This window comes from Bradyrhizobium liaoningense (assembly GCF_018130955.1).
Lineage (GTDB): Bacteria > Pseudomonadota > Alphaproteobacteria > Rhizobiales > Xanthobacteraceae > Bradyrhizobium > Bradyrhizobium liaoningense_C.
Genome location: NZ_JAFCJM010000032.1, coordinates 43,068 through 55,841, shown reverse-complemented (window position 1 = coordinate 55,841; position 12,774 = coordinate 43,068). Strand labels below are relative to the sequence as shown.

General features: G+C 64.5%; 11 protein-coding genes and 1 pseudogene. 3 read left to right on the top strand and 9 right to left on the bottom strand.

Translation table 11 applies throughout. The annotated features are described in order from the left end of the window. Positions 1 to 3: 3 nt before the first annotated feature. From JQ632_RS24265 to JQ632_RS24240, 6 genes are all read right to left on the bottom strand, one after another. A complete protein-coding gene (locus tag JQ632_RS24265; RefSeq protein WP_212405104.1) occupies positions 4 to 771 on the bottom strand; it encodes an ABC transporter ATP-binding protein in 768 nt (255 codons plus the stop codon). A 15-nt stretch (positions 772 to 786) separates the two neighbouring features. Next, positions 787 to 2,097: an ABC transporter substrate-binding protein gene (locus JQ632_RS24260; RefSeq protein WP_212405103.1), complete on the bottom strand. Its 1,311-nt coding sequence runs from the start codon at positions 2,095 to 2,097 to the stop codon at positions 787 to 789. A 107-nt stretch (positions 2,098 to 2,204) separates the two neighbouring features. Further along, the gene (locus JQ632_RS24255) at positions 2,205 to 2,909 is read right to left on the bottom strand and encodes an NUDIX hydrolase (protein WP_212405102.1); all 705 of its coding nucleotides are present in this window, start codon (positions 2,907 to 2,909) and stop codon (positions 2,205 to 2,207) included. Positions 2,910 to 2,951: 42 nt separating this feature from the next. After that, a complete protein-coding gene (locus JQ632_RS24250) occupies positions 2,952 to 3,980 on the bottom strand; it encodes an ABC transporter substrate-binding protein (protein ID WP_212405101.1) in 1,029 nt (342 codons plus the stop codon). 338 nt (positions 3,981 to 4,318) lie between these two features. Next, on the bottom strand, positions 4,319 to 5,107 hold the full coding sequence (locus JQ632_RS24245; RefSeq protein ID WP_212405100.1) for an ABC transporter permease: 789 nt from the start codon (positions 5,105 to 5,107) through the stop codon (positions 4,319 to 4,321). Next, positions 5,107 to 5,925, bottom strand: coding sequence for an ABC transporter ATP-binding protein (locus tag JQ632_RS24240; protein ID WP_212405099.1), 819 nt, complete (start codon positions 5,923 to 5,925; stop codon positions 5,107 to 5,109). The genes JQ632_RS24245 and JQ632_RS24240 overlap by 1 nt, the downstream gene beginning before the upstream one ends. Before the next feature lie 141 nt (positions 5,926 to 6,066). Between JQ632_RS24240 and JQ632_RS24235 the strand changes: the two genes are divergently transcribed. Continuing rightward, a complete protein-coding gene (locus JQ632_RS24235) occupies positions 6,067 to 6,849 on the top strand; it encodes an ABC transporter ATP-binding protein (RefSeq protein ID WP_212405098.1) in 783 nt (260 codons plus the stop codon). After that, positions 6,846 to 8,468 carry a glycine betaine ABC transporter substrate-binding protein gene (locus JQ632_RS24230; RefSeq protein ID WP_212405097.1) on the top strand — a complete coding sequence of 541 codons (1,623 nt, stop codon included), beginning with the start codon at positions 6,846 to 6,848 and terminating at the stop codon, positions 8,466 to 8,468. Before JQ632_RS24235 ends, JQ632_RS24230 begins: the two co-directional genes overlap by 4 nt. Here JQ632_RS24230 and JQ632_RS24225 read toward each other — a convergent pair. Next, a complete protein-coding gene (locus JQ632_RS24225) occupies positions 8,425 to 10,137 on the bottom strand; it encodes a sulfatase-like hydrolase/transferase (protein ID WP_212405096.1) in 1,713 nt (570 codons plus the stop codon). The genes JQ632_RS24230 and JQ632_RS24225 overlap by 44 nt on opposite strands. Positions 10,138 to 10,312: 175 nt before the next feature. Further along, positions 10,313 to 10,969, bottom strand: a complete 657-nt coding sequence (locus tag JQ632_RS24220) for a TetR/AcrR family transcriptional regulator (protein WP_249152492.1) — start codon at positions 10,967 to 10,969, stop codon at positions 10,313 to 10,315. 109 nt (positions 10,970 to 11,078) lie between these two features. Between JQ632_RS24220 and JQ632_RS24215 the strand changes: the two genes are divergently transcribed. Beyond that, the gene (locus JQ632_RS24215; RefSeq protein ID WP_212405095.1) at positions 11,079 to 11,693 is read left to right on the top strand and encodes a ferric reductase-like transmembrane domain-containing protein; all 615 of its coding nucleotides are present in this window, start codon (positions 11,079 to 11,081) and stop codon (positions 11,691 to 11,693) included. On the opposite strand, the pseudogene JQ632_RS24210 reads toward JQ632_RS24215, so the two are convergent. Continuing rightward, a pseudogene (locus JQ632_RS24210) lies at positions 11,690 to 12,518 on the bottom strand (SDR family NAD(P)-dependent oxidoreductase). The gene JQ632_RS24215 and the pseudogene JQ632_RS24210 sit on opposite strands and share 4 nt — an antisense overlap. Positions 12,519 to 12,774 lie beyond the last annotated feature (256 nt).

Here is a 12,774-nt window from a genome sequence, read left to right as displayed (position 1 = left end):
GCGCTAGCCTCCGGCGCGGCGGCGCGCTTCGGCGGCCGCGGCTTGCGTGGTCTCGGCATCGGTGCCGAGATAGACCTCGATCACCCGCGGATCGCTGGCGACCGCGCTCGGCAGACCTTCCGAGATCTTCTCGCCGTGATCGAGCACCATCACGCGATCGACCACGCGCATCAGCACGCCCATGATGTGCTCGACCCAGATGATGGTGATGCCGAGATCGTCACGGATCCGCCGCAGCATGTCGGCGGCCTGGTCCATCTCGGCCTCGTCGAGCCCGCCGAGGCTCTCGTCGGCGAGCAGAAGCTTTGGCCCGGTCGCGAGTGCCTTGGCCAGCTCGAGCTTCTTCAGTCCGGCCGCGCCGAGGCCGTCGACGCTGGCGTGGCGATCGGTCGGCAGACCGACCATCGCGAGCGCGCGCTCGGCCGACTCTTCGGCCTTGGCGCGGCTGTGCCGACCCTGGCCGTAGAAGCCCGCCAGCGCAACGTTCTCGAAAATAGTCAGGCGGCGGAACGGCCGCGGGATCTGGAAGGTGCGTCCGATGCCGCCATTGATGATGCGGTGGGGCGCAAGCCCCCCGATCTCCGAGCCGGCGAACATGATCGATCCCGCCGTCGGAGCGAGCGTGCCGGAGAGCATGTTGAAGATCGTGCTCTTGCCCGAACCGTTCGGGCCGATCAGGCCGAGGATCTCGCCCTGATCGACTTTGAACGAGACGCTGTTGACGGCCGTGAAGCCGCCAAAACGCTTCACCAGCCCGCTGACCTCCAGCACCGCTATCGCTCCGCGCTACTGGTTCGAGTAGGTGGTGCCCTTCGGCAGCGGCAGCACGGCCTCGCGCTGCGCCTGGCTCTTCGGCCACACCACATAGGACTTGTCGTCGACGTACTGGATGACCACGGGGAAGGAGCGCTCGTTCTGGCCGGACATCGGCGTGCCCTCGCCATAGAACTTGACGCCGAAGCCGAGCATCGTTCCGCCCTCCGGCAGATCGACCTCGAGCGCCGCCTTGCGAAGGGCATCTGGATCGGCGCCGCCATACTTCTTGATCGCGCGCGGCAGCACCTCCGTCATGAAGACGTAGGTGTTCGAGGCCGCCATTCCGACATGAGCCGAGCGGATGGCCACCCCCGGCTTCACCTTGTCAAACTCGTCGCCGACCATCTTGATGACCGGCGGCAGCTTTGCATCCATGGACTTCTGGTTGGCGAGCCAGATCGAGATCGGGTCGGTGTTGAAGACATAGTTGACGTCGCTGCCAAGCCCTTCCTTCAGCTTCTCGTAGACGCCATAGCCGGCGCCATGGCCGACGAGGGCGCCGAACTTCAACCCCTGCTCGCGCGCCTGGCGCAGCAACAGCGTGATGTCGGGATTGTATCCGGTGTGAAAGACCACGTCGGGCTTGGCGCGCTTCAGCTTGGTCACCAGCGCGGAGAGGTCCGGCGCGGTCGCGGAATAGCCTTCCTTCAGGACAACATTGAAGCCGGCCTTCTTCGCGCCGGCCTCGTTGCCCTTGGAGACGTCGACGCCATAGGCACCGTCTTCGTGGATGATTGCGACCCGCAGATCCTTCGGCTCCTTGCCGAACTTCTCCTTGGAATTCTGCGCGATGAAGTCCATCGTCATCATGCCGAACTGATCGCCGCTTGCCTGCGGACGGAATATGTACTTGTAATTCTTGTCCGCGAGCACGGCTGAGGAAATGCAGGTGGTGATCCACATGAACTTCTTCGCCTGCTCCACTCGGGCTGCCACCGGCACGCATTGCGCAGAGGAGAAAAAGCCGAGCAGCATGTCGACCTTTTCCTGCTCGATCAGGCGAACCGCCTCGTTGATGGCGACGTCCGGCTTGCTTTGGGCATCGGCATAGATGGCCTCGATCTTGTAGCCCTCGACTCCGGTCTTGCCATACTGGTCGAGCATGATCTTGGCGCCGATATATTGCAGCTCCGATCCGCCGCCGGCGAGCGGCCCGGTCAGGTCATAGATGACGCCGATCTTGAGCTTCTTTTCCTGAGCCTCAGCGGACGCCGCCAGCCCCGTCGCGGCGACCGCGACCATCAACCGACACAGCAAGCGGGCAGTCTTGCGCAAGCGCATCAGATCCTCCCATTGTGCAATGCATTCTTTTTGCTCTTCTTTTTTGCCCATCACATGGGGTGTGCGAACCGATGTCAAGCCGAATAGAGTCGCGACCAGGCGCGGCTTTAGATCGAGGCGAACTGCTGCTCTACGAAAGCCGTGACAAAGCGCGGCATGGTCGGCGTGAGATCGCAAGTCCCTCGCACCAGATGGACACCCGACAGCTCGGGCTCGGCCTGGGCCGACAGATTGGCTTCGATCCGCGCACGGATGGCGTCAGCAGGCACGTCTACATCGATGATCCGGATCAGGGCGATCGCGGCCGCCGTCACCACACAGTGCCAGTGCGCTTCCGCGTGGTAGTCGGCCGCGACAAGGCCGGTCTCCTCCTCGATCTCCCGCACAACGCTGCCGGGAATGTCGAGGCGACCATCCCTGACGTCGTCGAGGTCGGGCGTGCCTGACGGGAAATAGATCCGGCCGGCATTGGCGGTGTGCTGGCCCATCACGCCCATCACGAAGGCCCCATCCGAGGTCCGCAACGCGCCCATGCCAAAGCCGTTGAACACGGCCTTGTCCGGAAAGCCCCAGTCACGCCAGGCGAGGAAGCTCGCGAAATCGGTCTCGAAATAGGTCGCAGCGAAATGATCGTCAGTAAACACGGGATCGCGCCCGAGCAGGATGCGGCCGTTCCACATCTGCGGTCGCTCGCGCTGCTTTTCCGCAAAATGAGCCGCGATGTCGACGCGCCGTTCCTCGGCGAACGGCCACGCCATTTGCTTCACGGCGAGGTCAAGCGTCGTGACACGATGAATCGTCGGGGATGTCATGCCGCCTTGGGTATCACGCCTTCATGCCATTTGCTTGACGCATTATTTGGCATTCATTCCCGTAGTCTTCTTGGCCTGGTCGACGAACTTGTTGGTGAAGGTCTTGCTGACGTCGATCTTGGCGTTGGCGACCTCGGGCGAGCCAACGCTGAACACCGCGAGCACGGCGTCCGCACCCTTCGGATCCATCTTGCCGGTCGTGGAGAACATCGGGATCGTGTTCTTCAGCGCGGCGAGATAGAGATCCTTGTTCTTGCCGACCAGCTCGTCCGGCATCTTCGCCATGATCTCTTCCGGCGTGTGGGAGTGGATCCAGGTCAGCGTGTTCAGGATCGCGTTGGTAAGCGCCTGCGTCTCTTTCTCGTGGCCGTTGACCCAGGCTGCGGTCGAGTAGAGCGCGCCACCTGGATATTCGCCGCCAAAGGTCTCGAGCGTATCCTTCTGCGTGCGGGTGTCGCTGAGGATACGCAGATCCTTGTGGTTGCCCTGCAGCACGGTGACGGAGGGATCGAGCATCACGGCGGCGTCGATCTGCCCCTGCTCCATCGCGGCCACGGCCGTGGCGCCGAGACCGACGCCGATCACGGCCGTACCGGCAGGATCGAGGCCGTTCTTCTTCAGGAGAAACTTCAGGAAGAAGTCGGTCGACGAACCGGGCGCGCTTACGCCGACCTTCTTGCCGGCGAGATCCTTGATCGACTTGATCTCACCCGTGTGCGAGGGCGACACCACAAGCACGAGGCCGGGATAGCGGTCATAGACCACGAAGGCCTGGAGTTCCTGCTTCTTTGCGGCAAGGTTGACGCAATGGTCGAAATAGCCGGAAACCACGTCGGCGCTGCCGCCGAGCACGGCCTTGAGCGCATCCGAGCCGCCCTTGAGGTCCACGAGCTCGACATTGACGCCGGCCTTCTCATATTCGCCCAGTTGCTTCGCCAGCACCGTGGGCAGGTAGCACAGGCAGGCGCCGCCGCCGACGGCGATGGTGACCTTGCTTTGCGCTGCGGCAAGACCGCTTGAGAGGGTGAGCGCGAGCAGCGCGCCCGCGAGCCTGGCAATCGTGTTCTTCATTGGTTTTCCTCCGTTCGGCTGGCGGCACCATAGAGGAGCCGACCGGGCTTGAGAAGCTCGGCGCAAGACCCTGTTCATCCGTCTTTCGACGCAATAACTCGGAAGAGCACGCCGCATGGCGGGAGCAAGCCGAACGGCCGCGCGATCAAGGCGATCGCCATCAAGACGCCGCCGCAGGCGCCTGACGATACAAAGCTGTTGGATTGAGCCGCGACAATCGCGATGATACCAACATACACTCGTTTTGCCCGACGCGTCAAGTAGATTTCGTAAAATACGAAGCCCGGGATTGACCGCCCCGGGCTACTGTGCATGGGGTTGTTTTCGATGTTTGGTCGCTACCCTCGCCCATCAGTCGCGGCCGGCCGCCACACCAGCAGCCGGCGCTCGACCAGCGTCACGCCAAAATCGATCAGGATGACGAAGGCCGACAGCACGAACATGCCGGCGAACACGCCTGCGACGTCGAAGATACCCTCGGCCTGCTGGATCAGATAGCCGAGGCCGGCAGCGGACCCGAGATACTCGCCGACGACGGCACCGACCACGGCAAAGCCGACGGAGGTGTGCAGCGAGGAGAACATCCAGGACAGCGCCGACGGAAAGTAGACGTGGCGCGTCAACTGCGCCTCGCTCATGCCGAGCATCCGGCCATTGTCGAGCACGGTGCGGCTGACTTCCTTGACGCCCTGGTAGACGTTGAAGAACACAATGAAGAACACCAGCGTCACGCCGAGCGCGACCTTCGACCAGATTCCGAGGCCAAGCCACAACGCGAAGATCGGTGCAAGCACGACGCGCGGGAGCGCGTTGATCATTTTTACGTAGGGGTCGAATACGGCCGCGACGCGCGGCTGCCGCGCGAACCAGAAACCGACCAGCGCGCCACCGACCGATCCGATCACGAAGGCGAGCACGGATTCTACGAGCGTGATCCCGAGATGCTTCCAGATCACGCCGGTCGAGAACCATTTGACGATCTGGCTGAACACGTCGACCGGATTGGAGAAGAAGAACGGCGGCAGCAGGATCTTGCCGAACACCGGCACGGTCGAGAGCACCTGCCACAGCACGATCGCAACCAGAGCGACCAGCACTTGCAGTGCGAGCAGCGTGAGGCGCGACATCAGACCGCCTCCACCGCTTGGGTGGACTGGGCGTAACCCTTCATCACCTCGTCCTTGAGCACGCTCCAGATCTCGCGATGGAGTGCATGGAACTCTTTGTCCAGCCGCACCTCAAAGATGTCGCGGGGCCGCGGCAGCGTCACGCGCCAATCGCCGATGATGCGCGAGGACGGCCCGGCCGACATGATCACGACGCGATCGGCGAGCGCGATCGCCTCCTCGAGATCATGGGTCACGAACAGCACGGCCTTGCGATCGGCGTTCCAGAGGTCGAGCAGCAGATTGCCCATCACCTGCCGGGTCTGCGCATCGAGCGGGCCGAACGGCTCGTCCATCAGCAAAATCTTGGGATCGCGGATCAGCACCTGCGCCAGCGCCACGCGCTTGCGCTGGCCGCCCGAAAGCATGTGCGGATAGCGGCCGGCAAAAGCGCCGAGGCCGACCGAGGTCAACCATGCTTGCGCGCGCTGCAAGGCTGCGGCACGCGGCGCACCCTTGATCTCGAGCCCGATCGCGACGTTATCGATCGCAGTCTTCCACGGGAACAGCGCGTCGGCCTGGAACAGGTAGCCGGCATCCCTGTTGAGATCGGCGAGCGGCCGGTCGAATACCGTGACCGTCCCGGAGGCCGGCCTCAGCAGGCCGGCGGCGACATTGAGCAGCGTGGACTTGCCGCAGCCGGTCGGGCCGACGATGGCGACGAATTCGCCCGGCGCGACCGTCAGCCGAGCCTTCTCGACCGCCGTATAGATGCGGTCGTCGCCCAGCCGGAACGCAACCGTCGTATCCTCCAGCGCCACAGCCGTGGGCGTTGTCATGCCTGTCCTCCCCGCACCTGGGATGCCTTAGCGTCTTGCGGCGACAAGTTCAATCGAGCGGGCAGGCGTGCTACGCATGCGAGTCACGCCGTGTGCTGACCCTCCCCTGGAGGGGGAGGGTAACCGAAACGGGCTCCACGAATGCCATCCGCGCCCATGATCAGCTATACGCATGTCGCCAAGACGTTCGGCCGCGTCGTGGCGGTGGACGACGTTACGCTCGACATCGCCGAGGGCGAGTTTTTGGCTGTTGTCGGCGGCTCCGGCTCGGGCAAGACCACGCTGCTCAGGCTCACCAACCGGCTGATCGAAGCGGACCGCGGCACGATCACCGTCGAAGGTGACGACGTCGGCCAGGTCGATCCGGTCGCGCTGCGGCGCCGTATCGGCTACGTCTTCCAGAGCGGTGGGCTGTTCCCGCATCTCAGCGTCGCCGACAATATCGGCATCACGCCAAAACTGTTGGGAACGCCGGGGGACGAGACCGCCGCGCGCGTCGACGAACTGCTCGATCTCGTCCGGCTCGACCGCGGCGAGCATCGCGACCGCCTGCCCGCGGCGCTCTCCGGCGGACAGCGCCAGCGCGTCGGTGTGGCGCGGGCGCTCGCGGCACGCCCGCGCATCGTGCTGATGGACGAGCCGTTTGGCGCGCTCGATCCGCTCACCCGCGACGCGCTCGGGGACGATTATCGCGAGTTGCACCGCAAGCTCGGGCTCACCACGGTCATGATCACCCACGACATGACGGAGGCGATTTTGCTCGCCGACCGCATCGCCGTGATGCGCGCCGGCAAGCTGCTCGCGCAAGGCACGCCGGCGGAGCTCGCCGAAAGCAGCGACGCCTACGTGCTCGAACTGCTACGCACGCCGCGGCGGCAGGTCGCGCGGCTAAACGCGCGCCTGCCGCAGGATGGTGCGGCATGAGCCTGTTGTCTGATCCGCGCTGGGGCGAGGCGCTGTCCCACCTGCCCGACTATCTCGGCAACCATGTGCGGGTCAGCCTTGCCGCGCTCGCGCTCGGGCTCATCATCAGCCTGCCGCTCGCGATCGTCTGCCGCAACCGTCCCGTGGCGCGCAGCGTGCTGCTGGCGCTCGCCAGCATCGTGCAGACGGTGCCGGGACTGGCACTGCTCGCCCTGTTCTATCCGCTCCTGCTGCTGGCGGCGTCCGTGACGCTGTCCTGGTTCGGCGTCTCATTCTCGGCCTTCGGCTTTCTTCCGGCGATGCTGGCGCTGGCGCTCTATTCCATGCTGCCAGTGCTGCGCAACGGCATCACCGGATTGAACGGCATCGACCCTGCACTGATCGAGGCTGCCCAAGGCGTCGGCATGACCGCGCGGCAGTCGCTCACAATGGTCGAGCTGCCGCTGGCACTGCCCGTGATGATGGCGGGCATCCGCACCGCCGCGGTGTGGGTGATCGGCACTGCGACGCTGTCGACGCCGATCGGACAGACCAGCCTCGGCAATTACATTTTTGCGGGACTGCAGACCCAGAACTGGGTGTTCGTGCTGTTCGGCTGCCTTGCCTCCGCCGTGCTGGCGCTGCTGGTCGATCAACTGCTCGGGCTGATCGAGACCGGCTTGCGTCAGCGCAGCCGCGCGCGCACCGCGATCGGTGGCCTCGGCATCGCGGCGCTGGTCGCCGCGACGCTGGTGCCGTCGTTGGCACGTTCGTCGGCGAGCTATGTCGTGGGGGCAAAGACATTTGCCGAACAGTACGTGCTGTCGTCCCTGATCCGGGACCGGATGCAGGAGACCGGGCTCTCTGCAACGACTAGGTCCGGCCTCGGCTCGAGCGTGATTTTCGAGGCGCTGAAGGCCGGCGACATCGATCTCTACATCGACTATTCCGGCACGCTCTGGGCCAACCAGTTGCACCGCACCGACATCAAGCCGCGCGCGGAATTGCTGACCGAGCTGAAAGCCGCGCTCGCCAAGGAGAATATCACCCTGCTCGGCGAGCTCGGCTTTGAGAACGCCTATGCGCTGGTAATGCCGAGGAAGCGTGCCGAGGCGCTCGGCATCCGTTCAATTGCTGATCTCGTCGCGCACACGCCGACCATGTCGATTGCTGGCGACTACGAGTTCTTCTCGCGCCCCGAATGGGCCGCGCTGCGCGGGGCCTATGGGCTCGCATTCCGCGCGCAGCGTCAGATGCAGCCGGATTTCATGTATGCGGCGGTCGCCTCAGGCGAGGTCGACGTCATCGCCGGCTATACCAGCGACGGGCTGATCGCAAAATACGACCTCGTGACACTCGACGACCCCAAGCACGCGATCCCGCCCTATGACGCGATCCTGCTGCTGGCCCCAAAACGCGCCGACGACGAACGACTCCAGGCAGCGCTCAAGCCGCTGCTCGGGAAGATCGACATCGCCACCATGCGCGAGGCCAATCTGCGCGCGAGCGGCAACGACGCAAACTCGTCGCCGGACGCGGTCGCGAGATGGCTGTGGGAGAAAGTTGGAAAGAAAGTAACGAGCTTGCGGCCGCGCACTACAGCCCGTGGATCAATCCGGCATCGATCAGAAGACGGTTGAGGCGGCGCGCTTCCGCGCCATCCTTGCAGCCGTAGAACATGCCCTTGCAACGCAGCATGATGTCCTTCTGCGCGGCGAAGGATGGATCGAGCGGAACGCCGGCGGCTTCCTGGATCACCAGCGGCAGATACGCAGCATCGATCGTGTCCATCACCGCCTCGCTCTTGACCGGCTCGAAGTTGATGGCGTCGATTGCGTAGTAGGTCGCGTAGAGACGCGGATCGTAGTCGTCGAGCTTCTTGCCGAGGCTGCCCTCATCGAGGCCCGGCTCGAGGATTTGCGGCGCGAATTCCGGCTGGTGATCGCCATAGCGCACGATCAGGAACGGCTCACCCGGGAATTTCTTCTTGAGGCCTGCGATGAACGCCTTGTACTGCTCGGCACTCATCGCCTGCCGGCGCAGATATTCGTCGATCGATGCCACGTTGCCCGGCGCGCGCCAGTTGGGCGTCAGCTCGGGACGGAAGCGCGTCTCCCAGGGAAAGTGATTGGCGCCGAGATAGATGAAGGTGAACAGCGGCTTGTTCGGCGGCCGCTCACCCATAAGCTGGAGCGCCTTGTCGTAGAAGAAGGAGTCCGGCTCGACGTCCTTGGCACGGAGATCCTTGGCGTCATAGAAGCGCTCGATGCCGGCGGTGACCTGAAAACTCCGCGCGCTCATGAAGGCGCCATAGGCGGGATAGAGCGACATGGTGTCGTAGCCGCAGCGCCGCAGCGCCAGCGGCAATCCGCGCTCGACGCGGCCCGAGGCGATGCGGGTCACGAAATAGGCAAAGCGGCCGAAGGAGCGCGACGAGAGACCAGCAAGCACGTTGTACTCGGTGAACCAGCTCGGCCCGCCATTGCTTTCGGCCAGGAACGTGCGCTGCTTGCCGTCATAGGATTTGAAATGGTCGCCATAGCCTGGCGGCACCTTGATGCCGTTGGCGGCTCGGATGTCAAAACTCGATTCATCATGGACCATGATGATGTTCGGCCGTCGTCCGGCAGCGTGGCAGGAATCGACCAGCGGCATGTTCAGCCGCTCGCCGTTCGCCGCGGCCGACTCCATGAAGCCGTAGCGCATGAAGTCGGAGACCGCGGTCACGCCGGAGCGAAAGAATTTCGACAGATAGCCATCGTCGTAATAGCCGCGCCAGGCCTCGTCCGGATGGCTGATGGAATAGCCGACCAGCGCCGCGAGGCAGGCGAGCTTGCAGGCGAGCGCCGGCAGGCGGCGGATGCGGAACGGGTCGAGCCACCACAACGCATACATCAGCGGCAGGATGACCAAGGCAGCCACGATCACCGACCAGCGCAGGTTCGGGAAGATCGTGAACAGGAAGGCGACGGTGTCGCGGTCGATCATCATCAGGTCGATGAAGTTCACCGTCATCTGCACGACGTCGTGTTTGAGCCGCGAGAGCAGCACCAGCACCACGACCATGGTCAGCGACAGCGCTCCCGACAGCGCAGGACGACGCAGCAGCGCGAGCCAGAAGAAATTGAGGATGCCCCAGGACAAAATGAAGCCGAGGCGCGAGCCGAAATCGTTCTCGGTCTCAACCATCAGCGCCAGCGCGGCGAGCTGCGGCGCCGCAACGGCGAGCAGGCGCCAGATCCCGATCGCGGCGACGCTTGCCAGCGCAGCGGTGGCGGCAGAGGGACCTGGATTGGGCGCGGACGCCATCGACAACACGCAACGAGGCCGGCGCGGTGATGCAAACCCGTGAGGCCGACGGGCCAGGGCAGTCCGGCGCAGCCGGAACCTGCACCGTGTCATAAAAATGTAATGGAACGGTTGCGCCCGTGCAATGCGATCGGCGTCCGACCTTCGCTTAATCTTAGCGGCGCGCGAACGACGCCTAACGCTTGGCGATCCCGGCGATGAAGAGGTCGATCACCGCCTCCGCCATTCGCTCAACCTCGGCCTCGGCGACGCCCCAGCGCGGGAAATGGCCGTCGAGGTTCATGCGGGCGAAGCCGTAGACCAGCGAACGACCGGCGATCAGGACCGCCTTGAGGTCGGGTGACCGCAACAGGCCTTGCTCGGCCGCCTCGGCCAATATGGCTTCGGTCATGGCGATCACCTCGGCGTTGTCGCGGGTGAGCGCGGCCGAACCGTCATGGGCAAAGTAGCGCCCCGTCGAGATGATCTCGAAATGGGCGGGGTTGCGCATCGCCCAGCGCAGGTAAGCCAGCCCAAAGGCGCGGAAGCGCTCGAGCGGGTCGGCGGTCCGGACCTCGGCCAGCGCCGCCTCGATCTCGGCGCGGAAGCGACGCTGCGCCTCCTCTGCCGCCGCAGCCATCAGCGCATCGCGGGTCGGGAAATGCCGGAATGGTGCCCCCGGCGACACCGCGGCGCGGCGTGCAGCCTCGCGGACGGAGACTTCGCTCCCCTCGGCCGCCAGTTGCAGCGCGGCGTCGATCAGGGCCCGGCGAAGGTCACCATGGTGGTAGGGCCTAGTAGCCTCCGTGGTACGGCGGGTGGCGGGGCGCTTGGGGGTCTCACGAGCGGGCATCGGCCCTCCTAGCATCAAGTGAACGTGAATGTAAGCACAGATTACATCGTTGACGATCGCGGCCACCCGAAATGTAATCGATGATTACATAATTGAGGAGACGATCGTCATGTCAAAGCGTCAAAGCTGGTTCGAAGGCTGGCGGCTGCTCGCCGTCCTCACGCTGAGCCTCATCGCCCTGAGCCTCTGGATTGCGTCGATGCGGCAGTTCGAGGTCGAGGGCGTGCGTATGGTGATCCGCTTCACGGCACGCAGCTCGCTGGTGCTGTTCTGCCTCGCCTTCAGCGCCGCCGCGTTGGCGCGGCTCTGGCCGACCGCCTGGTCGCGCTGGCAGCGCCGCAACCGCCGTTATCTGGGCCTCGCCTTTGCCGCCTCCCACGCCATCCACGCCATCGCGATCGTTGTGTTCGCCAACATGGATCCGGCCGGCTTTGCGGCGGCGACCTCGGCGGCCTCCTACATCTTTGGCGGCATCGGCTACGCCATCATCATCGCGATGGCCGCCACCTCGTTCGACCGCACTGCAGAGATGCTCGGCCCGCGCGCCTGGCGGATGCTGCACCTCACCGGCGGCTACTATCTGCTGTTCCAGTTCACCGTGTCGTTCGGCAAGCGCGTGCCCGACATGCCGCTCTACGCGCTGTTCCTGATCCCACTGGTCGCCGTGTTCGCGCTGCGGATGATCGCGATGGCCCCGCGTGGACGGCCGGTTGCCGCGAGCTAACCCGGCGGCAGCAGGCCCAGGCGCTTGGCGACGATGCGATCGACCGCGCGCTTGGGCAGCGTCGCCTGCATCATGTGCCGCACCGGGTCCGGGGTGACCTGGTAGCACACCCTCGGCTTGGCCGCAGTGAGCGCCTCGACGACGACCTCGCCAATCCGCTCGGCCGGCAGGCCGGTCTCGCCCAGCTTCATCATGAAGGCCATGATCTTGTTGAGCGCCGGGAAATAGGGCGAGTTCTTGTAGACGGAGAGATCCATCTGCTCGGCCTTGCTCCAGATCGGGGTCTTCACCGCACCGGGCGCGACGATGATCACGTCGATGCCGAACAGCATCAATTCGCGGCGCAGGCTCTCGGATAGCCCCTCGACCGCATGCTTTGAGGCGGAATAAGGCGCCGAAAAGGGATTGCCGTTCTTGCCTGCGACCGAGCTGATCATGACAATGACGATCCGGCCCTTCGGCCCCTTCAGTGAGGGATCAGAACCGAGCAACGGGCCAAAAGCCTGGATCGCGATGACAGGACCGATGACGTTGATGTCCATCTGGCGGCGGAAGGCGTCCGCCGAAAGCTCGAGCATTGACGAGGCCGGCCAGCGTCTCGCCATTCAGGGCCTCGCGCACCTGCCGGGCGGCCGCGAGCACCGCGACATCGTCGGTGACGTCGAACATCAGCGGGACAAAATTGGCGCCGAACTCGGCCTTGAGCCGGTCCGCATCCGCCTGCTTGCGGACGCTGCCGAAGACGCGATAGCCACGCCCGAGCAAAACCTTTGCGGTAGCCCAACCGATGCCGGTTGACGCGCCGGTGACGACGACGGATCGCATGTTATGTCCCCCTCTACTTCCCCGGATCATGTAGGGGGAACGGGAACGAGCGCAATGCTGCCTGCTTATTGAGCGGCTAGGAGCATCTTCGCGGGTGCCGCTCATCGCGAGCACGCGGGCCGCAAGACTCTACTCCAGCCATCAGTTCTTAGGATGAAGCTGGATGTGAGAGAGGAGTCGCGTCTTGCGCGGGTGGTGAGATCGCAGTTGAAGAGCCGAATCTTTGACTCTGACGTCGCTCGGCTTTTGGCGATTG

Excerpts from the sequence above, each read along its gene's own strand:
- JQ632_RS24225 (WP_212405096.1), bottom strand. The coding sequence starts at position 10,137 with ATGGCGTCCGCGCCCAATCCAGGTCCCTCTGCCGCCACCGCTGCGCTG.
- JQ632_RS24215 (WP_212405095.1), top strand. The coding sequence starts at position 11,079 with ATGTCAAAGCGTCAAAGCTGGTTCGAAGGCTGGCGGCTGCTCGCCGTC.
- JQ632_RS24255 (WP_212405102.1), bottom strand. The coding sequence starts at position 2,909 with ATGACATCCCCGACGATTCATCGTGTCACGACGCTTGACCTCGCCGTG.
- JQ632_RS24245 (WP_212405100.1), bottom strand. The coding sequence starts at position 5,107 with ATGTCGCGCCTCACGCTGCTCGCACTGCAAGTGCTGGTCGCTCTGGTT.
- JQ632_RS24235 (WP_212405098.1), top strand. The coding sequence starts at position 6,067 with ATGCCATCCGCGCCCATGATCAGCTATACGCATGTCGCCAAGACGTTC.
- JQ632_RS24230 (WP_212405097.1), top strand. The coding sequence starts at position 6,846 with ATGAGCCTGTTGTCTGATCCGCGCTGGGGCGAGGCGCTGTCCCACCTG.
- JQ632_RS24220 (WP_249152492.1), bottom strand. The coding sequence starts at position 10,969 with ATGCCCGCTCGTGAGACCCCCAAGCGCCCCGCCACCCGCCGTACCACG.
- JQ632_RS24250 (WP_212405101.1), bottom strand. The coding sequence starts at position 3,980 with ATGAAGAACACGATTGCCAGGCTCGCGGGCGCGCTGCTCGCGCTCACC.
- JQ632_RS24260 (WP_212405103.1), bottom strand. The coding sequence starts at position 2,097 with ATGCGCTTGCGCAAGACTGCCCGCTTGCTGTGTCGGTTGATGGTCGCG.
- JQ632_RS24240 (WP_212405099.1), bottom strand. The coding sequence starts at position 5,925 with ATGACAACGCCCACGGCTGTGGCGCTGGAGGATACGACGGTTGCGTTC.